This is a genomic window from Streptomyces sp. NPDC000229, assembly GCF_040300825.1.
Classification (GTDB): Bacteria; Actinomycetota; Actinomycetes; order Streptomycetales; family Streptomycetaceae; genus Streptomyces.
Genome location: NZ_JBEPEL010000058.1, coordinates 28,189 through 47,429, shown reverse-complemented (window position 1 = coordinate 47,429; position 19,241 = coordinate 28,189). Strand labels below are relative to the sequence as shown.

At 72.8% G+C, this 19,241-nt stretch carries 16 protein-coding genes; 13 read left to right on the top strand and 3 right to left on the bottom strand.

Going from position 1 to position 19,241, the window contains the following annotated elements:
- The first annotated feature begins 289 nt into the window (after positions 1 to 289).
- The 3 genes from ABT360_RS24905 to ABT360_RS24895 all read left to right on the top strand — a co-directional run bounded on the left by ABT360_RS24905 (position 290) and on the right by ABT360_RS24895 (position 4,210).
- A complete protein-coding gene (locus tag ABT360_RS24905; RefSeq protein ID WP_351820560.1) occupies positions 290 to 1,528 on the top strand; it encodes an arginine deiminase in 1,239 nt (412 codons plus the stop codon).
- Between the two features lie 95 nt (positions 1,529 to 1,623).
- Positions 1,624 to 2,634: an ornithine carbamoyltransferase gene (argF, locus tag ABT360_RS24900; RefSeq protein WP_351820558.1), complete on the top strand. Its 1,011-nt coding sequence runs from the start codon at positions 1,624 to 1,626 to the stop codon at positions 2,632 to 2,634.
- Between the two features lie 130 nt (positions 2,635 to 2,764).
- Complete coding sequence (locus ABT360_RS24895; RefSeq protein ID WP_351820555.1) at positions 2,765 to 4,210, top strand: amino acid permease; 1,446 nt, start codon at positions 2,765 to 2,767, stop codon at positions 4,208 to 4,210.
- Here the strand turns inward: ABT360_RS24895 and ABT360_RS24890 are convergent.
- Positions 4,182 to 4,604, bottom strand: coding sequence for an ATP-binding protein (locus ABT360_RS24890; RefSeq protein ID WP_351820552.1), 423 nt, complete (start codon positions 4,602 to 4,604; stop codon positions 4,182 to 4,184). The two genes, ABT360_RS24895 and ABT360_RS24890, sit on opposite strands and share 29 nt — an antisense overlap.
- A 425-nt stretch (positions 4,605 to 5,029) precedes the next feature.
- Between ABT360_RS24890 and ABT360_RS24885 the strand changes: the two genes are divergently transcribed.
- Both ABT360_RS24885 and ABT360_RS24880 read left to right on the top strand, forming a co-directional pair.
- Complete coding sequence (locus ABT360_RS24885) at positions 5,030 to 5,857, top strand: enoyl-CoA hydratase family protein (protein WP_351820549.1); 828 nt, start codon at positions 5,030 to 5,032, stop codon at positions 5,855 to 5,857.
- Positions 5,858 to 5,863: 6 nt separating this feature from the next.
- Positions 5,864 to 8,185 carry a bifunctional salicylyl-CoA 5-hydroxylase/oxidoreductase gene (locus ABT360_RS24880; RefSeq protein ID WP_351820546.1) on the top strand — a complete coding sequence of 774 codons (2,322 nt, stop codon included), beginning with the start codon at positions 5,864 to 5,866 and terminating at the stop codon, positions 8,183 to 8,185.
- Here the strand turns inward: ABT360_RS24880 and ABT360_RS24875 are convergent.
- Both ABT360_RS24875 and ABT360_RS24870 read right to left on the bottom strand, forming a co-directional pair.
- Positions 8,163 to 8,981 (bottom strand): PaaX family transcriptional regulator, encoded by an 819-nt coding sequence (locus ABT360_RS24875; protein ID WP_351820544.1) that lies wholly within the window; start codon positions 8,979 to 8,981, stop codon positions 8,163 to 8,165. The two genes, ABT360_RS24880 and ABT360_RS24875, sit on opposite strands and share 23 nt — an antisense overlap.
- A gap of 9 nt (positions 8,982 to 8,990) precedes the next feature.
- Positions 8,991 to 10,622: an AMP-binding protein gene (locus ABT360_RS24870; RefSeq protein WP_351820541.1), complete on the bottom strand. Its 1,632-nt coding sequence runs from the start codon at positions 10,620 to 10,622 to the stop codon at positions 8,991 to 8,993.
- A 97-nt stretch (positions 10,623 to 10,719) separates the two neighbouring features.
- Here ABT360_RS24870 and ABT360_RS24865 point away from each other — a divergent pair, with 97 nt between their 5' ends.
- The 8 genes from ABT360_RS24865 (at position 10,720) to ABT360_RS24830 (ending at position 19,239) form a co-directional block, all read left to right on the top strand.
- Positions 10,720 to 11,832, top strand: a complete 1,113-nt coding sequence (locus tag ABT360_RS24865; RefSeq protein WP_351820538.1) for an acyl-CoA dehydrogenase family protein — start codon at positions 10,720 to 10,722, stop codon at positions 11,830 to 11,832.
- Positions 11,829 to 12,227, top strand: a complete 399-nt coding sequence (locus tag ABT360_RS24860) for a RidA family protein (protein ID WP_351820536.1) — start codon at positions 11,829 to 11,831, stop codon at positions 12,225 to 12,227. The genes ABT360_RS24865 and ABT360_RS24860 overlap by 4 nt, the downstream gene beginning before the upstream one ends.
- Positions 12,228 to 12,270: 43 nt before the next feature.
- Positions 12,271 to 12,930, top strand: a complete 660-nt coding sequence (locus ABT360_RS24855; protein ID WP_351820534.1) for a class I SAM-dependent methyltransferase — start codon at positions 12,271 to 12,273, stop codon at positions 12,928 to 12,930.
- A 171-nt stretch (positions 12,931 to 13,101) separates the two neighbouring features.
- Complete coding sequence (locus ABT360_RS24850) at positions 13,102 to 15,456, top strand: collagenase (RefSeq protein ID WP_351820532.1); 2,355 nt, start codon at positions 13,102 to 13,104, stop codon at positions 15,454 to 15,456.
- Positions 15,457 to 15,532: 76 nt separating this feature from the next.
- A complete protein-coding gene (locus ABT360_RS24845; RefSeq protein WP_351820529.1) occupies positions 15,533 to 16,705 on the top strand; it encodes an NAD(P)/FAD-dependent oxidoreductase in 1,173 nt (390 codons plus the stop codon).
- Complete coding sequence (locus ABT360_RS24840; RefSeq protein ID WP_351820527.1) at positions 16,702 to 16,989, top strand: (2Fe-2S)-binding protein; 288 nt, start codon at positions 16,702 to 16,704, stop codon at positions 16,987 to 16,989. Before ABT360_RS24845 ends, ABT360_RS24840 begins: the two co-directional genes overlap by 4 nt.
- Entirely contained in the window at positions 16,979 to 18,343 is a 1,365-nt protein-coding gene (locus ABT360_RS24835; protein WP_351820525.1) for an FAD/NAD(P)-dependent oxidoreductase, read from the top strand. Before ABT360_RS24840 ends, ABT360_RS24835 begins: the two co-directional genes overlap by 11 nt.
- The gene (locus tag ABT360_RS24830; protein WP_351820522.1) at positions 18,343 to 19,239 is read left to right on the top strand and encodes a dihydrodipicolinate synthase family protein; all 897 of its coding nucleotides are present in this window, start codon (positions 18,343 to 18,345) and stop codon (positions 19,237 to 19,239) included. The genes ABT360_RS24835 and ABT360_RS24830 overlap by 1 nt, the downstream gene beginning before the upstream one ends.
- Positions 19,240 to 19,241: the final 2 nt, after the last annotated feature.

The following is a 19,241-nucleotide window of genomic DNA, read 5'->3' as shown; positions in this document are numbered from 1 at the left end:
CCTTGGCCTTGTCCACGGCCGCGATGACATCGGTCATCTTGGTGAAGGCCGGGTTGGACCTGCGCCCGGTCCACCGACCCCCGTCGGTCGGCCACCCCGTCGCCCGGTCCGCCAACCCCCCGTCGGCCACCCCGCCGCCCGAACCCCCCACCCCCGGCCCTCCGCCGGCCCGGTGCGCGGCCTTCCTCGGCCCGGTTCGCCGGCTCCTCCTCCGGGCGGGGACCGTGGGGCTCCAGGGATGTCCGGCCGTTCGCGGGTGAACGGGGGCTCTCGCGGTGAGGATGGAGACATGGGATTCCATGTCGATTCCGAGACCGGGCGGCTTCGCCGCGTCATCCTGCACCGGCCCGATCTGGAGCTGAAGCGGTTGACGCCCACCAACAAGAACGCGCTGCTCTTCGACGACGTGCTGTGGGTGCGGCGGGCGCGGCAGGAGCACGACGGCTTCGCCGATGTGCTGCGCGACCGGGGCGTGGAGGTGCACCTGGTCGGGGACCTGCTGCGCGAGGCGCTGGAGATCCCGGCGGCGAGGAAGCTCGTCCTGGACCGGGTCTTCGACGAGAAGGAGTACGGGCCGCTCGCCACCGACCACATAAGGGCGGTGTTCGACGCGATGGACACCGGCACGCTGGTCGAGGCGCTGATCGGCGGCATGACGAAGCGTGACTTCCTGGCCGGTCACTCCGAGCCGACGTCCGTCCGCTTCCATGTGATGGACCTGGACGACTTCCTGCTGCCGCCGCTGCCGAACCACCTCTTCACCCGCGACACGTCGGCCTGGATCTACGACGGCGTCTCCATCAACGCCATGCGCTGGCCCGCCCGGCAGCGCGAGACCGTCCACTTCGAGGCCATCTACAAGCACCATCCCCTCTTCACCGGCCCGGAGGCGGGCTCCTTCCACCACTGGTCGGAGGGGCAGGACGACTACCCGTCCACCATCGAGGGCGGCGACGTCCTGGTCCTCGGCAACGGCGCGGTGCTGATCGGGATGAGCGAGCGCACCACTCCGCAGGCGGTGGAGATGCTGGCGCGCGGCCTGTTCGCAGCGGGCTCGGCGCGCACGATCGTGGCGCTGGACATGCCGAAGAGCCGGGCGTTCATGCACCTGGACACGGTCATGACGATGGTCGCGCACGACACGTTCACCCAGTACGCCGGGCTCGGCATGCTCCGCTCGTACACCATCGAGCCGGGCGACGGGCACCGCGCGCTGAAGGTCACCGACCACCCGCCCCAGCACATGCACAGCGCGATCGCCGCGGCGCTGGACCTGCCCGCGATCCGGGTGCTGACCGCGACGCAGGACGTGCACGCGGCCGAGCGCGAGCAGTGGGACGACGGGTGCAACGTCCTGGCGGTGGAGCCGGGGGTGGTCGTCGCGTACGAGCGCAATGTCACCACCAACACCCATCTGCGCAAGGAGGGCATCGAGGTGATCGAGATCCCCGGCAGCGAGCTGGGCCGGGGCAGGGGTGGGCCTCGCTGTATGAGTTGCCCCGTGGAGCGCGACGCCGTGCCCGGCTAGGCACGACCGCGCTCGGTCCAGCCGGTCGCCCGTATAGGAATGTGGAGCCTCGTATAGACTTCCATGGTCCCCGTATTCGGAACCCAGGAGCACCCATGGCCACCGACCTCACCGGCCGCCACTTCCTCAAGGAGCTGGACTTCACCGCCGAGGAGTTCCGCAGCCTGCTCGATCTGGCCGCCGAACTCAAGGCGGCCAAGAAGGCGGGCGCCGAGGTCCAGCGGCTGCGCGGCAAGAACATCGCGCTGATCTTCGAGAAGTCGTCGACCCGGACCCGGTGTGCGTTCGAGGTCGCCGCGGCCGACCAGGGTGCCTCCACCACCTACATCGACCCCAGTGGATCCCACATCGGCAAGAAGGAGTCCGCCAAGGACACCGCCCGCGTCCTCGGCCGGATGTTCGACGCGATCGAGTTCCGGGGTGACGCCCAGGCCACCGTCGAGGAGCTCGCCGCCCACGCCGGTGTTCCCGTCTACAACGGCCTCACCGACGACTGGCACCCCACCCAGATGCTCGCCGACGTGCTCACGATGACCGAGCACACCGACAAGCCGCTGGAGAGCGTCGTGTTCGCGTACCTCGGCGACGGTCGCTACAACATGGGCAACTCCTACCTGATCACCGGCGCGCTGCTGGGCATGGACGTCCGGATCGTGGCACCCAAGGCGTACTGGCCGGCCGACGAGATCGTCGCCCGCGCCCATGAGCTCGCCGGGGCCAGTGGCGCCCGCGTCACGCTCACCGAGGACATCGCCGAGGGTGTGCGGGGTGCCGACTTCGTCGCCACCGATGTCTGGGTCTCCATGGGTGAGCCCCAGGAGGTCTGGGACGAGCGCATCGCCGCCCTCGCTCCGTACGCCGTGACCATGGACGTGCTGCGGGCCACCGGAAACCCCGGGGTCAGGTTTCTGCACTGCCTGCCGGCCTTCCACGACCTGGGTACCGCCGTCGGTCGAGAGATCCACGAGCGCCACGGGCTGACCGAGCTGGAGGTCACCGACGAGGTCTTCGAGTCCGAGCACTCGGTGGTCTTCGACGAGGCCGAGAACCGGATGCACACGATCAAGGCGGTCATGGTCGCCACGCTCGTGGACGCGACGGCATAGCAATACGCCCGATAGGGTGAATATGCGGTGTGGCGGTTAATATCGGGACACATGGTGGGGTTCGGGCTCGCACGCTCGAACCCCACTTCGCTTGTGCTCCACGCCATGGCCCAGAGAAGAGAACCACCCCATGCGTCCCACCGGACCGCCGCGTCGCATCAAAAGTCCCGCCCAGCTGATCGCCGAGTCCGGTGCGGACCTGGAGGGCCACGGCCTCAAGCGCACCATGGGCCTCTTCCAGCTCGTGTGCTTCGGCGTCGGTGCCATCGTCGGCACCGGGATCTTCGTGGGGCTGTCCGACAGTGTCGCCGAGGCCGGTCCCGCGGTCGTCGTCTCCTTCATCCTCGCGGCGATCACCTGCATCTTCACGGCATTCTCGTTCGCCGAGCTGGGCAGTGCGATCCCCGTCTCCGGCAGCTCCTACTCCTTCGCGTACGCCACCCTCGGCGAGCGCATCGCCTTCCTCGTCGGCTGGTGCCTGCTGCTGGAGTACGGCGTGTCCGTATCGGCCGTCGCGGTCGGCTGGGGCCAGTACCTCAATGAGTTGCTCGACAGCCTCGTCGGGTGGCAGCTGCCCGCCGCGCTCTCCAACCCGCCCGGCGACGGCGGGATCGTCAACATCCCGGCCGTCGTGGTCATCGGGCTCGCCGCCGCGCTCCTGGTCCGCGGCATCCGCGAGAGCGCCCGCGCGACCGCCGTCATGGCCGTGGTGAAGATCGCCATCCTGGTCCTGTTCTGCGCGATCGCCTTCCGCGCCTTCGAGGGCGGCAACCTCACCCCCTTCGCCACGCACGGCGCGGCGGGGGTCACCTCGGGCGCCTCGGTGGCGTTCTTCTCGTACATCGGCTTCGACGCGATCACCACCGCCGGTGAAGAGGTCAAGAACCCGCGAAAGAACGTCCCGCTTGCGATCATGATCTGCATCGGGCTCGTCACGCTGCTCTACTGCCTCGTCGCCGTGGCCGCCATCGGCGCCCTCTCGGCCGACGAGGTCGCCGACCAGCCGGCCGCGCTCTCGCTGATCGTCGACCGGGTGACCGAGACCGGTGTCGGCGGCGGCATCATCGCCTTCGGCGCGGTGGTCGCCATCGCGTCCGTCGTCCTGGCGGTGATGTACGGCCAGACCCGCATCCTGATGTCGATGTCCCGCGACGGGCTCATCCCGCACGTCTTCGAGAAGGTCTCCCCGAGGACGGCCACCCCGGTCGCCAACACCTGGATCGTGGCCGCCGTCTTCGCCGTCCCGGCCGCCGTCGTCCCGCTCGACGTGGTGCTGAACCTCACCACCATCGGCACCCTCGCCATCATGGTGGCGGTCAACATCGCGGTCATCGCGCTGCGCCGCCGCTACCCGGACACCGAGAGCGGTTTCCGGGTGCCGCTCTATCCGCTCAGCCCCGTCCTGGGCGTCGCCATGTGCGTGTACCTGATCTGGGGGACGGGCTGGACGACGTGGGTGCAGTTCGCCGTCTTCCTGGTCGTGGGTGCGCTGGTGTACGCGCTGTACGGGCGCCGCAACTCGCGGCTCGCCGCCGGCACCGTGCCGGTCACGGGCTCTGCAGCCCCGGGAGCGTGAACCACACGGCCTTGCCCCGGTCGGTGCGCCGGTGCCCGCACGCCGCGCTGAGCGTACGGATCAGCAGCAGGCCCCGCCCGTGTTCCTGCCACGGATCGGGCGGGGTGTCGTGCTCCGGCACGAGGTCGCCGGGCGGCTCCGGGTCCCGGTCGTGCACCTCGACCTGGCAGCCGCTCGGCAGCAGCCGCACGACCAGCTCGATCGGGCCCTTGCCGGCGGTGTGCTCCACCGCGTTCGCCACCAGCTCGGCCGTCAGCAGCTCGGCGGTGTCCCGGTACGCCGACGCGTCCAGATCCGCGAGTGCCGTCCGTATCAGGGCACGGGCGATGGGCACCGCGGCCGTGGTGTGCGGCAGGGCGATGCGCCAGGAAGAGGGGCCGGAAGCTTCGAGCAAGGCGGGGGTCCGTTCGGTGAAGCCGGTTCCGTTCGGGAGCAGGGAGGGGCGGGAAGTGGCGGGAAGAGCTGGGCGGCGTCCACGGCACGAGCAGCGGCGGACAGCCGGAGGGGGACGTGGGGGCAGTCAGGTACGACGAGGACAGCGGGGAATGCGGGGAGGGAAGAGCCGGGAAGAGAGCGGTGGGACAGGAGAGACCCGTGAGGTCTGCCCACAACCTTACGTAGGGCACTCAGCCGCACCAGAGGTCCCCGCCCACCCACCGGGAGACCTGTGCCACAGCTGAGACAGGACCTGCGTCGGTTACGGACAGCTGTTACATGGTCACCGTTCAGCGTATCGCGCCTACGTGACGGAAGTCACGTACAAGTGATAGCTTCGAGGGGCAGGCATCTGCGCAGGCAGACCGAGGGAGGCCGCACCTCATGAGTCCGTTCTCCAGCTCCGCGCCCCGCACCGAGGAATGGCGGCATGTGCGGCTCGCCATCGACGACGGCGTCGCCACCGTCACCCTCTCCCGCCCGGCCAAGCTCAACGCGCTCACCTTCGGCGCGTACGCCGATCTGCGCGACCTGCTCGCCGAGCTGTCCCGGGAGCGCGCCGTGCGCGCCCTGGTCCTGGCCGGTGAAGGGCGGGGCTTCTGCTCCGGCGGCGACGTCGACGACATCATCGGCGCCACCCTCGCCATGGACACCGCCCAGCTCCTGGACTTCAACCGGATGACCGGCCAGGTCGTCCGGGCGCTGCGCGAGGCGCCCTTCCCCGTGATCGCCGCCCTCCACGGGGTCGCCGCCGGGGCCGGCGCGGTCCTCGCGCTCGCCGCCGACTTCCGGGTCGCCGACCCCTCCGCCCGGTTCGCGTTCCTCTTCACCAGGGTCGGCCTCTCCGGCGGCGACATGGGCGCCGCGTACCTCCTGCCGCGCGTCGTCGGCCTGGGGCACGCCACCCGGCTGCTGATGCTCGGCGAACCCGTCCGCGCTCCCGAGGCCGAGCGCATCGGCCTGATCAGCGAGCTGACCGAGGAGGGTGCCGCCGACGCCCGCGCCGCCGAGCTCGCCCGTCACCTCGCCGACGGGCCGGCCCTCGCGTACGCCCAGACCAAGGCGCTCCTGACGGCCGAGCTCGACATGCCGCTCGCCGCCTCCGTCGAACTCGACGCCGCCACCCAGGCCCTCCTCATGAACGGCGCGGACTACGCCGAGTTCCACGCCGCCTTCACCGAGAAGCGGCCGCCCAAGTGGCAGGGGCGGTGACCGGCCATGGGTGCCTCCCGTGTCTCCCGTGCCTCCCGGCCCCCGCGTTCGCTCCGCGTCGCCGTCGTCGGCGGCGGGCCCGGCGGGCTGTACGCCGCCGCCCTGCTCAAGCGGCTCGACCCCGCCCGTGACATCACCGTCTGGGAGCGCAACGCCCCCGACGACACCTTCGGCTTCGGTGTCGTCCTCTCCGACGAGACCCTCGGCGGCATCGAGCACGCCGACCCGGCCGTCTACGCCGCCCTCCAGTCGGAGTTCGTCCGCTGGGACGACATCGACATCGTCCACCGCGGGCGTGTCCTCACCTCCGGCGGCCACGGCTTCGCCGCCCTCGGCCGCCGCCGCCTCCTGGAGATCCTCCACGAGCGCTGCACCGACCTCGGGGTACGGCTCCGCTTCCGCACCGAGGCCCCGCCCGCCGCCGAGCTGGCCGCCTCCTACGACCTGGTCGTCGCCGCCGACGGTGTGCACAGCCGGACCCGCGAGGCGCACGCCGACGTGTTCGCGCCCCACCTCACCTCCCACCGCTGCCGCTACATCTGGCTCGCCGCCGACTTCGCCTTCGACGCGTTCCGTTTCGAGATCGCCGAGACCGAGCACGGCGTGATGCAGCTGCACGGCTACCCCTATGCGGCGGACGCCTCCACCGTGATCGTCGAGATGCGGGAGGAGGTCTGGCGGGCGGCCGGTTTCGACGAGCTCGACGAGCAGGAGTCCATCGCCCGCTGCGCCAAGATCTTCTCCGAGGGGCTCCAGGGCAGGCCGCTCGCCTCCAACCACTCGTCGTGGACCGCGTTCCGGACCGTGGTGACCGACCGCTGGTCGCACGGCAACGTCGTGCTCCTCGGCGATGCCGCCCACACCGCGCACTTCTCCATCGGCTCCGGTACCAAACTCGCCGTCGAGGACGCCCTGGCGCTGGCCGCCTGTGTCGAGGAGCAGCCCGGCCTCGACCAGGCTCTCGCCGCGTACGAGGCCGAACGCCGCCCCGTCGTCGAGTCCACCCAGCGCGCGGCCGCCGCGAGCCTCCGCTGGTTCGAGGACCTCGCCGGCTACCTCGACCAGCCGCCCCGCCAGTTCGCCTTCAACCTCCTCACCCGCAGCCGCCGCGTCACGCACGACAACCTGCGGCTGCGCGACGCCCGCTTCACCGAGGCAGTGGAACGGGACTTCGGCTGCCCGCCCGGCACCCCGCCGATGTTCACCCCCTTCCGGCTGCGCGGCCTGACCCTGCGCAACCGGGTCGTCGTCTCCCCCATGGACATGTACTCGGCGGTCGACGGCGTCCCCGGCGACTTCCACCTCGTCCACCTGGGCGCCCGCGCCCTCGGCGGCGCGGGGCTCGTCATGACCGAGATGGTCTGCGTCAGCCCCCAGGGCCGCATCACCCCCGGCTGCGCCGGGCTGTGGACCCCCGGCCAGGCCGCCGCCTGGCGCCGGGTCACCGACTTCGTCCACCAGCAGTCGCCCGGCACCGCCATCGGCGTCCAGCTCGGCCACTCCGGCCGCAAGGGCTCCACCAAGCTCATGTGGGAGGGCATCGACCAGCCCCTCGACTCCGGCAACTGGCCCCTGGTCGCCGCCTCCCCGATCCCCTACCGCCCCGGTGTCAACCAGGTCCCGCACGAACTGCACCGGGCCGCGCTCACCGACATAAGGGAACAGTTCGCCGCCGCCGCCCGGCGCGCCGCCCGCGCGGGCTTCGACCTGCTCGAACTCCACTGCGCCCACGGCTACCTGCTGTCCGGCTTCCTCTCGCCGCTCACCAACCGCCGCACCGACGCCTACGGCGGCTCCCTCGCCGGACGGCTCCGCTTCCCGCTGGAGGTCTTCGACGCGGTACGGGCCGCCTGGCCCGGCGAGCGGCCCATGACCGTGCGCATCTCGGCCACCGACTGGGCGCCCGGCGGCACCACCCCCGACGAGGCCGTGGAGATCGCCCGCGCCTTCGCCGCGCACGGCGCCGACGCGATCGACGTCTCCACCGGCCAGGTCGTGCCCGACGAACGCCCCGAGTACGGCCGCTCGTACCAGACCCCCTACGCCGACAAGATCCGCAACGCGCTGAGGATCCCCGTCATCGCGGTCGGCGCGATCTCGTCCTGGGACGACGTCAACTCGCTGCTGCTGGCCGGCCGCGCGGACCTGTGCGCCCTGGCCCGCCCCCACCTCTACGACCCGCACTGGACCCTGCACGCCGCCGCCGACCAAGGCTACGAGGGCCCCGGCGCCCCCTGGCCGCTCCCGTACCGCGCGGGCAGCCGCAAACCCCCCACGGGCCGCACGGACGCCCCCAAACCGCGCCTCAGCCTGGCTCCCCGCCCCTGACGAACTGCTCGCCCTTGTCCCGCAGCAGCCCGTGCAGGCCGCCGAAGACCGCCGCCGCCCTGCCACCCGGCCAGCCCGCCGGAAGGAGCGCGGTCGGCAGGCCCGGGTCCGCGTAGGGGAGGCGGCGCCAGGAGTCCAGCGCGAGCAGGTAGTCCCGGTAGGCCTCCTCCGGCGACGGTTCGCGGGTCGACCAGGCGCGCAGGCCCGGCTCGTGGAGGTCGAGGAACTCCTCGTACAGCTTGGCGATCGCCGCCAGGTCCCACCACCGGCCGACCGCCTCCGCCGTCGCCGAGAAGCCCAGGTGCTCGCCGCGGAAGAGGTCCACGTACGGGTCGAGCTGGAGCCGCTGGAGGGTGTGCCGGGTCTCCTCGTACAGCGTGGCGGGCGCGATCCACACCCCCGGGGCCGCCGTCCCGAAGCCCAGGCGGCCCAGCCGTGAGCGCAGCAGGTGCCGCTTGTGCCGCTCCACCTCGGGCACCGAGAAGACGGCGAGGACCCAGCCGTCGTCCTGGTGCGGCTCGCCGGCCGCGTAGATCCGCCGGTCGCCGTCGTCCAGGAGCTGCCGGGCGTCGTCGGACAGGGCGTACCCGGCCGCCCCGTCCGGCGTACGGCGCGGCTCCAGCAGCCCGCGGCGCTTGAGCCGCGAGACGGAGGAACGCACGGACGGCGCATCCACGCCCAGCGCCGCCAGCAGCCGGATGAGCTCGGCCACCGGCAGCGGGGCGTTGTCGGGCGTCCGCCCGTACGCGCCGTACAGGGAGACGATCAGGGAACGCGGAGTGTGCTGCTCGGCCACGTGATCACTTTACGGGCGTGTCCGGTGCTCGTCCTGGGCGCGGAGCCGGAACCGTTGCAACTTCCCGGTGGCCGTACGGGGGAGCGCGTCCAGGAACACGATCCGGCGAGGGCACTTGTACGGGACGAGGCGGTCCTTGACGAAGGCGCGCAGCGTCTCGGCGGTGGAGTCGTCGCGGGGCAGGCCGTCGCGGAGCACCGCGTACGCGACCACGATCCGGCCGCGCACCTCGTCGGGATGGCCCACGACGGCCGCCTCCACCACATCGGGGTGGGCCAGCAGCGCCTCCTCGACCTGGGGGCCGGCGATGTTGTACCCGGCCGAGATGATCATGTCGTCCGCGCGGGCGACATAGCGCAGATAGCCGTCCGGGTCGCGTACGTAGGTGTCGCCCGTGATGTTCCAGCCGTGCCGCACGTACTCGCCCTGGCGCGGATCGGCCAGATACCGGCACCCCACGGGACCGCGTACGGCCAGGAACCCCTCCTGCCCGTCCGGGACGGGCTCCCCGGAATCGTCCACCACGCGCGCGTGCCACCCGGGAACCGGCACCCCCGTCGTCCCGGGGCGGATCGCGTCGTCGGCCGCGGAGACGAAGATGTGCAGCAGCTCGGTCGCCCCGATGCCGTTGATCAGGCGCAGCCCGGTGCGTTCGTGCCAGGCGTGCCAGGTGGCCGCGGGCAGGTTCTCGCCGGCCGACACGCAGCGGCGCAGCGAGGCGGTGTCGTACCCGTCGAGGTCGTCCAGCATCACCCGGTAGGCGGTCGGCGCGGTGAACAGCACCGTGACCCGGTGCTCGGCCACGGCGGGCAGGAGCTGCTTCGGACCGGCCTGCTCCAGCAGCAGCGCCGAGGCGCCCGCCCGCATGGGGAAGATCACCAGCCCGCCCAGCCCGAAGGTGAACCCCAGCGGTGGGCTGCCCGCGAACAGGTCGTCCGGCCCGGGCCGCAGCACGTGCGCGGAGAACGTGTCGGCGACGGCCAGCACATCGCGGTGGAAGTGCATGCACCCCTTGGGCCGTCCGGTGGTGCCGGACGTGAACGCGATCAGCGCGACGTCGTCGGCCGCCGTGTCGACCGCCTGGTACGCGCCGGGGTGCCGGGCCGCGAGGTGCAGCAGGTCGTCGGGGGCGTCACCGCCGTACGCCGTGATCCGCAGCCCGGGCACCTCGGCCTTCACCAGGTCGTCCACCGCGCGGACGTCGCACAGCGCGTGGCCGACGCGGGCCATCTCGCACATCACGGCCAGCTCCTGCGCGCGCGCCTGCGCCAGTACGGTGACGGCGACCGCACCCGCCTTCATCACCGCCAGCCAGCAGGCCGCCAGCCAGGGCGTGGTGGGTCCGCGCAGCAGCACCCGGTTGCCGGGCACCACACCCAGGTCGCGGGTGAGCGCGTGGGCGATCCGGTCGACGCGGGCGCGCAGCTCGCCGTACGTCCAGACCCGGCCGGCGCCGTCCCGGAAGACCGGCCGGTCCGGGCCGAACCGATCCACCGTGCGGTCGAGCAGTTCCGTCCCGCAGTTGAGCCGGTCGGGGTAGCGCAGTTCCGGGAGGTCGAAAACCAGTTCCGGCCACTGCTCGCGCGGCGGCAGATGGTCCCGGGCGAAGGTGTCACGATGGGCCGAAGGCGTGAGCTCCATGGTTCGCCCCCTTGTCGTGGTGGGAACGCTCATCGAGCGTATCGTTCATGTGACGACAGTCAACGGCCCGCGATAGATGTCTTTTGAGGGGGCATGAATGCCCGTATTCTCACTCGATCCGGCCCAAACCGCCTGGTGTGCCGAGCTGCGCACCCTCGCCGCCGAACGCTTGCGGCCGCTCGCCGAGAAGGGCGAGCCGGGCCATGTCAACCGCCCTCTCGTCGCCGCGCTCGGCGAACTGGGGCTGCTGGAACGCCTGTTCGGGGCCGGTGCGCTGGAGTTGTGCCTGATGCGCGAATCCCTCGCCCAGACCTGTACGGAGGCGGAGACCGCCCTCGCTCTCCAGGGCCTCGGTGCCCACCCGGTCGCCGCGTCGGGCACACCCGAACAGCGGGCACGGTGGCTGCCGGAGGTGACGGCGGGCCGCGCGGTCGCCGCGTTCGCGCTCAGCGAGCCGGACGCGGGGTCGGACGCGGCGGCGCTGGCCCTGGAAGCGGCGCCGGAGGGGAGCGGCTGGCGGCTGAGCGGCGAGAAGCGCTGGATCTCCAACGCCCCCGAAGCCGACTTCTCCACCGTCTTCGCCCGCACGACCCCGGGCGCCGGAGCGCGGGGCATCACCGCCTTCCTGGTGCCCGCCGACCGCCCCGGCCTCACCGGCAGCCCGCTCGACATGCTGTCCCCGCACCCCATCGGCGCGCTCCACTTCGACGCCGTACCTGTCACCCGGGCCGATGTCCTCGGTGAGGTGGACGGGGGCTTCCGTGTCGCCATGACCACGCTCAACCTCTTCCGGCCCAGTGTCGGCGCCTTCGCGGTCGGCATGGCCCAGGCCGCCCTGGACGCGACGCTCGCCCACACGGCCGGACGGGCGGCCTTCGGCGGCGTACTGAAGGACCTTCAGGCCGTGTCCCACCAGGTCGCCGAGATGGCCACCCGCACGGAGGCCGCCCGCCTGCTCGTGTACGCGGCGGCAGCGGCGTACGACGCGGGCGCCGCAGACGTCCCCAAACGGGCCGCCATGGCGAAGCTGCTGGCCACCGAGACGGCGCAGTACGTCGTCGACGCGGCCGTCCAGCTGCACGGCGCCCGCGCCCTGCAACGCGGCCACCTGCTGGAGCACCTGTACCGGGAGGTGCGGGCGCCGCGCATCTACGAGGGCGCGACCGAGGTCCAGCGGACCATCATCGCCAAGGAGCTGTACGCCTCATGAGCCTCGAACGCGTCAACCCCGCCGAACTCTCCCCGCCCACCGGCTTCTCCCACGCCGTCACCGCCACCGGCTCCCGCCTGGTCTTCCTCGCCGGCCAGACCGCCCTCGACGGGGCCGGGCGGGTGGTGGGGGAGACCCTTCCGGAACAGTTCGAGACGGCACTCGGCAACCTCCTGGCCGCCCTCAAGGCGGCGGGCGGCACCCCTGCCGACCTCGCCCGCGTCACGGTGTACGCCACGGACGTCGCCGACTACCGCGCCCGGGCCCCCGAACTCGGCCGCATCTGGCGCCGCCTCGCGGGCCGCGACTACCCGGCGATGGCGGTGATCGGCACGGTCCGCCTCTGGGACGAGCAGGCACTGGTGGAGCTGGACGGGTTCGCCGCCCTGGACTGATCGTCAGTGATCGACTGTCAGTGGTGGGTGGCAGCATCGGCACATGACCGACCGCCATGCCCTGATCACCGCCTACTGGGACGCCGCCGCCGCGTCCTTCGACGACGAGCCCGACCACGGTCTGCGTGCTGCCCGCACCCGCGCCGCCTGGGCGCGGCTGCTGCGGTCGTGGATGCCGTCCGAACCGGCCGACGTCCTCGACATCGGCTGCGGCACCGGATCGCTGTCCCTGCTGCTCGCCGAGGACGGACACCGGGTGACCGGTGTGGACCTGGCGCCGCGCATGGTCGAGCGGGCGCGCGCCAAGGTCGCTGCCGCCGGACGCTCGGGCCGTTTCCTGGTGGGCGACGCCATGGAACCCCCCACGGGGCAGGAGCGGTTCGATGCCGTGCTCTGCCGCCACCTGGTGTGGACGCTGCCCGACCCTCGGGCGGCCTTGCGGAACTGGGTGGACCGCCTGCGTCCGGGCGGCCGGCTCGTGCTGATCGAGGGCCGGTGGCGTGAGGCGGGCCGGCGCGGGGTGCCGTACGTGGCCGGCGCGGAAGCGCTGCCGTGGAGCGGCGGCATCGGGGCCGCCGAGCTCGCCGCCGCGGTGGGGCCGCTGGTCGGCGGTGGGGTCCGCGTCGAACCGCTCGGCGACGAACCGGAGTTGTGGGGCGGGCCGGTGGCGGATGAGCGGTACGCCCTGATCGCCGACGTGTGAGGTACCCCCGGAAGCCTGTGCTCCTGATCCTCCGGGCGCACAAGGGTTGTCAGTGCAATGTCACATTACTATGTTGCACGTCACACGGCAGTGGCATGCACCCATCAAGCTTGCCGCCGGTCGTCGCACCGCTGAACGGACCACTCCCCACCTCCGACACAGGAGCCGCAGGTGTCCCAGCGATCCACAAGCAGTCCCCGCCCCGTACGCAGAGCCCTCGCCGCGGCCGTCGTCACCGTGACGCTGCTCGGCGCGGCGGGCCAACTCGCCCCAACCGCCCAGGCCCAGGCGCCGCGACCGCGCCTCGCCGCCCCCGCACCCGCCGCCGAGGCCCGCACGCAGCAGGCCCGCCCCGCACCCGTCGGCGACCACCCCCACGACGAGGTCGAACGCCTCGCCACCGCGCCCCAGACCGGCCCGAAGCCCGCACCCGCGCCCGGTGGGCGAACCGACGCCCGCGTCCCGGGCCCGCAGACCCCGGCGTACCCGGCGGCCACAGCCGTCCCGTGCGCGCTCGCTGACGTCACACGCCTCGCGCCCGAGCAGTTCGCCGACTTCCTCGCCGATCCCGCCGTCACCGCCGACGGCTGCCTGCGCGACCTCGTCTGGACCTGGGACGCGCGCCTCGCCCCGGTCATGTCCGACGCGCACGTCCAGGCCGTCTCCCGCCGCATATCCGCGCTCGCCCCCGCCCACGACGGCACGAACGGCAGCCACCTGCTGGAGATGCTCACCTACCTGCACGCGGTGGCGTACCACGACTTCTCACGCGGCGAGATCGATGTCACCGACCCGCCCACCACCGAGGCCATGCGCCGCGCCATCCACGCCTTCGGCACGGCACGCCGCTCCTTCGACGCCACCCGTACCAACGCCGAGTCCCTGCGCGAGGCGCTCTACGCGGGCAGCGCCAAGGGGCTGCGCCACTCCCAGCTGGACCTGATACGCAAGGTGCTGGCCACCATGGACCGGTACCACACGACCACGTACAAGGATCCCGTCTGGGGCGGCGCCGCCCTCGCCGCGCTGTCCGTCAACTACCTGGGCGTCTACCCCGGCAACAAGGACACCGCCTTCCACACGCTCGTCGCCCGCAACGCCCCCTACCGCGACGCCTTCCGGAAGTTCTCCACGTACACGCACCTCACGGGCACGCCCAACGAGTGGGTCGTGCGTGACGCCCTCGCCGAGTACGGCCGCTTCGGCCAGATCACCTCCCTGGCGTCCACGATCGTGCCGGACCTCGGCGCGCTCCTGGCCCCCGTCGTCCGCGACTTCGGCCGCGGCAGCGCCCCCTGGTCGCGCCTCGCGTCCTGGCTCAACTTCTACGAGGCGTGCAAGCCGTACGCCGTCTGCAAGGACGACATCGAGCGGGAGATCTTCCCCCAGGCGTACCGCTACGACAACGCGGCCATCAAGGTCCGCACCGGCCTCCCCCGTACCACCGTCGACCAGCTCTACTACGCGAGCAAGCAGGTCAAGGCGCAGTTCCACCGCGTCCTGGGCACGCAGCAGCCGCTCGCCGGGGACACCAACACCAGCCTCACCATCGTCCTGTACGCCTCCCGCGCCGACTACGAGAACTACCACCCGCTCCTGACCGGCATGGGCACCGACAACGGCGGCATCTACATCGAGCGCGGCGCCACCTTCTACACGTACCAGCGCCGGGTCCCGCAGGACTCCTCGCTCACACTGGAGGAACTGTTCCGGCACGAGTACGTGCACTACCTCAACGGCCGGTTCGCCGTGCCCGGTTACTTCGGCGAGGGCCCCTGGTACCAGGGTGACCGCACCACGGCCATGGACGAGGGGACGGCCGAGTTCTTCGACGGCGCCACCCGCGACGACGGCGTCGCCGTCCGCAAGTCCCTGGTCAAAAGCATCATCGCCGACACGGCGAACGGCCGCCCCCGGATGAGCGTGGACCGGCTGCTGCACGCCACCTACGACGGCGACGGCTTCCGCTTCTACGCCTACGCGGGCACCTTCTTCACCTACCTGTGGACCGAACGCCCGTCCCTGCTGCGGGAGATGTACCGTCACCTGCGCGCCGACGACCCGGCCGCCTTCGACGCCTGGCGCGACCGGCTGGGTGGCGACGCGGCGATCCAGCGGGCGTACGACGCCTTCCTGGACGCGCAGATCGCCAAGGTCGACGAGCTGTTCGTGCCGGACACCACGTACACCCCCAACGACCGGCTGCGCGACACCACCGCCGAGGCGGTGCGCTCCTCCTTCGCGGCCGCGACGGGGGCGGCGCCGGTCTGCACGGACAACGGCGACCCGGGCATGCGGCGGTTCCTGTGCACCGGCCGGGTCACCGCCCGCCTGGCGGACGCCGGCAGCGCCGACCAGGTCTTCACGGACATGTCCGAGACCGTCGACCACTTCCTGCTCGACCGGACCACCGGCGCCTCCACCAACCTCGCCGACATGAACTGCTCGTTCGGCGAGGTGGAGATCTGGGCCGACCGCCTCGGCGGCACCTCGGACTATGTGTGCGAAGGGCCCCTGCGGAGCTGAACAAGCCGTGCCCGCAAGGGATTTGGCCCCGGTCGAAGGCCTGTACAGCGGCAGTAACATGTGAAATATTACTGCCGTGCCCACGAGACACGTGAGTCATCTGCCGGACGCCGTGATCGTCGGAGCCGGAGTGGCCGGAGCAGCGTGTGCGTACTACGCGAGCCGCGCCGGCCTCACCGTCACCGTCGTCGACCGCGGTCCCGTCGCGGGCGGCACCACAGGTGCCGGAGAAGGCAATCTGCTCGTCTCCGACAAGGAGGCGGGCCCCGAACTCGACCTCGCGCTGCTGTCCACCCGACTGTGGCGCGAACTGGCCGAAACGCTCCCACCGGAGACCGAGTACGAGCGCAAGGGCGGTCTCGTCGTCGCACCCGACGAGGCCGCCCTCACCGCACTGCGCGCCTTCGCCGCAGGGCAGGCGAAGGCGGGCGTCGAGGCGTACGAGATCCCCGGCGACGGCCTCCGCGACCTCGAACCGCACCTCGCGCCCGGCCTCGCCGGCGCCTTCCACTACCCCCAGGACGCCCAGGTCCAGCCCGCCATGGCCGCCGCCCAACTCCTGCGTACCACCCGGGCGGACGTGCGGCTCGGCGCGGAGGTCACGGCCGTCCTCACCGACCGGTCCGGCGCCGTCCGCGGCGTACGCACCACACAGGGCGACCTCCACACCCCCCGTGTCGTCAACGCCACCGGCACCTGGGGCGGAGCCCTCGCCGAACTGGCCGGCGTCCACCTGCCCGTACTGCCCCGGCGCGGCTTCGTCCTCGTCACCGAACCCCTGCCGCCGCGCCTGGTGCGCCACAAGGTGTACGCGGCGGACTACATCGCCGACGTCGCCAGCGGCTCGGCGGACCTGCAGTCCTCCGCCGTCGTGGAGGGCACCCCCGCCGGGACGGTCCTCATCGGCGCCACCCGCGAGCGCGTCGGCTTCGACCGGACGCTGTCCACCGAGGCGCTGCGGCGGCTGGCGGCACAGGCGATCGCCCTGTTCCCGGTCCTCGGCGGCGTACGGGCCATCCGTACGTACCACGGCTTCCGCCCCTACCTGCCCGACCACCTGCCGGCCATCGGCCCCGACCCGCGCGTGCCGGGCCTGTTCCACGCGTGCGGCCACGAGGGCGCGGGCATCGGCCTCGCCCCGGCCACCGGGCTGCTCGTCGCGGCCGCGCTGTGCGGTGAGCGGGCGGCCCTGGACATACGGCCGTTCCGTCCCGACCGCTTCGACGACACGGAAGGAGCTGCCCGGTGAGAAGCCGCCCGAGGAAACCCGCGCCGTTCACGCTCACCTTCGACGGGCGTCGCATCACCGCCCTGCCGGGCCAGTCCATCGCCGCCGCCCTGTGGTCGGCGGGCATCCTCGCCTGGCGCACCACCCGGCACGGCGGAGCCCCGCGCGGCGCGTTCTGCGGGATCGGCACCTGCTACGACTGCCTGGCCACCGTCAACGGCCGCCCCAACCAGCGCGCCTGCCTCCTGCCGGCCCGTCCCGGGGACACGGTCACCACCCAGGAGGGCACCGGCCATGACCACTGACCTCGCCGTCGTCGGCGCCGGACCCGCCGGGCTCGCCGCCGCCGCGACCGCCGCCGGACTCGGGCTGGACGTCACGCTGCTGGACGCGGCGGAACGACCCGGCGGCCAGATCTACCGCCATCCGGCGGGCGGCCCCGTGCCCCGCGCGGTGCGCCCCCTCGTACGCAGGCTGACCGGCGTGCGCCACCTGCCCGGCCACCACGTCTGGAGCGTCGTACCCGACGGTGACACCTGGCTCCTGCACGCCGTCGTGGGCCCCGACGAGGCCCCCGCCGCCGTCCGCGCCCGCGCCGTGCTCCTCGCCACCGGCGCGTACGAACGCCAGCTCCCCTTCCCCGGCTGGACGCTGCCCGGTGTCGTCGGGGCGGGCGGCGCCCAGGCGATGCTCAAGTCCGGGGGCGTCCTCCCCGGCACAGGGATATCCCCCGCTCGAGCGAAGCCGAGAGCTCGGGGAAGAATCGTCGTCGCGGGCAGCGGCCCCCTGCTGCTCGCCGTCGCCACCACGCTCGCCGCCGCCGGAGCCCGCGTCCCCGCCCTCGTCGAGGCGGCCGACTACACCGCGTACGCCCGCCACACCGCCACCCTCGTACGCAACCCGGCCAAGCTCGCCCAGGGCGCCCTGCACGGCGGCGCCCTCCTCCGGCACAGCACGCGCCTGCTCACCCGCCACGCGGTCACCGCCGCCCACGGCACCACCCGGGTCGAAGCCGTGACCGTCACGCGGCTCGACGCCGACTGGCGCCCCGTCCCCGGCACCCAACGCCGCATCCCGTGCGACGCCCTCGCGGTCGGCCACGGCCTCGTACCGCAGCTGGAGCTCGCCACCGGCCTCGGCTGCGCCACCCGCCGCACCCCCGACGGCACCCCCGCCCTGGACGTCGACACCGAGCAGCGCACCTCGGTGCCGGGCGTCTGGGCGGCCGGAGAGACCTGCGGTATCGGCGGCGCCGAACTGGCCCGGGCGCAGGGCGAGATCGCCGCCCTGTCCATCGCCGGGCACCACCCGCCCGGAGCCCTCGCCCGCCGCCGCGCCCGCCTGAGCGCCTTCGCCGACGCGATGGCCGCCGCCCACCGGCCCGGCCCCGGCTGGACCGACTGGCTGGACGGCGCCACCCAGGTGTGCCGCTGCGAGGAGGTCACCGCCGACCGCGTCCGCGAAGCCGTCACCGACCTGGGCGCCCGGGACGCCCGCACCGTCAAGCTGCTCACCCGCGCCGGAATGGGCTGGTGCCAGGGCCGCATGTGCGGACCGGCCGTCGCCCGCCTCGCGGGGGAGGAACAGGCGCCCGACCGGCGCCCGCTCTCCTGCCCCGTACCGCTCAGCCAGCTGGCACAACCACCAGGAGCCGAATGATGGACCACCGCACCCACCCCTGGCACGGCGTCATGGTCGCCACCGCCCTGCCCCTGCGTGACGACCTGACCGTCGACCACGACACGTACGCCGAACACGTCGCCCGGCTCGTCGCCCAGGGCTGCGACGGCGTGGTGCCCAACGGCTCGCTCGGCGAGTACCAGACGCTCACCGGCGAGGAGCGGGCCCGTGTCGTTCGCGTCGCCGTCGAGGCGGCGGGCGACGGCGCCCGCGTCATGCCCGGCGTCGCCGCGTACGGCAGCGCCGAGGCCCGCCGGTGGGCCGAACAGGCGGCGGAGGCGGGCGCCGGGTCCGTCCTGCTGCTGCCGCCCAACGCGTACCGCGCCGACGCCGCTTCGGTGCGCGCCCACTACGCCGAGGTGGCCAAGGCGGGTCTGCCGGTCGTCGCGTACAACAACCCCTACGACACCAAGGTCGACCTCGGCCCCGAGCTCCTCGCGCAGCTCCACGCCGACGGCAGCATCGTCGCCGTCAAGGAGTTCAGCGGCGATGTGCGCCGCGCGTACGAGATCGCCGAACTGGCGCCGGACCTCGACCTGTTGATCGGCGCCGACGACGTGCTGCTGGAGCTGGCCCTGGCCGGTGCCGTGGGCTGGATCGCCGGCTACCCCAACGCCCTGCCCGCCGCCTCGGTCGCCCTCTACCGCGCCGCCACCGCCCGCGACCTGGACACCGCCCTGCCCCTCTACCGGGCCCTGCACCCGCTGCTGCGCTGGGACTCCAAGCCCGAGTTCGTCCAGGCGATCAAGCTGTCCATGGACCTCGCGGGCTTCCACGGCGGACCGTGCCGCCCGCCCCGCACGCCCCTCACCGACGCGCAGGCCGCCGTCGTCCGCGCCGCCACCGAAAAGGCACTCGCGGAAGGACTCGCCTAGCC

What these genes read in the sequence shown, in the direction of transcription:
- ABT360_RS24830 (WP_351820522.1), top strand. Translation starts at nt 18,343, where the DNA reads ATGGACCACCGCACCCACCCCTGGCACGGCGTCATGGTCGCCACCGCC.
- ABT360_RS24895 (WP_351820555.1), top strand. Translation starts at nt 2,765, where the DNA reads ATGCGTCCCACCGGACCGCCGCGTCGCATCAAAAGTCCCGCCCAGCTG.
- ABT360_RS24870 (WP_351820541.1), bottom strand. Translation starts at nt 10,622, where the DNA reads ATGGAGCTCACGCCTTCGGCCCATCGTGACACCTTCGCCCGGGACCAT.
- ABT360_RS24860 (WP_351820536.1), top strand. Translation starts at nt 11,829, where the DNA reads ATGAGCCTCGAACGCGTCAACCCCGCCGAACTCTCCCCGCCCACCGGC.
- ABT360_RS24865 (WP_351820538.1), top strand. Translation starts at nt 10,720, where the DNA reads ATGCCCGTATTCTCACTCGATCCGGCCCAAACCGCCTGGTGTGCCGAG.
- ABT360_RS24905 (WP_351820560.1), top strand. Translation starts at nt 290, where the DNA reads ATGGGATTCCATGTCGATTCCGAGACCGGGCGGCTTCGCCGCGTCATC.
- ABT360_RS24855 (WP_351820534.1), top strand. Translation starts at nt 12,271, where the DNA reads ATGACCGACCGCCATGCCCTGATCACCGCCTACTGGGACGCCGCCGCC.
- ABT360_RS24835 (WP_351820525.1), top strand. Translation starts at nt 16,979, where the DNA reads ATGACCACTGACCTCGCCGTCGTCGGCGCCGGACCCGCCGGGCTCGCC.
- argF (WP_351820558.1), top strand. Translation starts at nt 1,624, where the DNA reads ATGGCCACCGACCTCACCGGCCGCCACTTCCTCAAGGAGCTGGACTTC.
- ABT360_RS24880 (WP_351820546.1), top strand. Translation starts at nt 5,864, where the DNA reads ATGGGTGCCTCCCGTGTCTCCCGTGCCTCCCGGCCCCCGCGTTCGCTC.
- ABT360_RS24885 (WP_351820549.1), top strand. Translation starts at nt 5,030, where the DNA reads ATGAGTCCGTTCTCCAGCTCCGCGCCCCGCACCGAGGAATGGCGGCAT.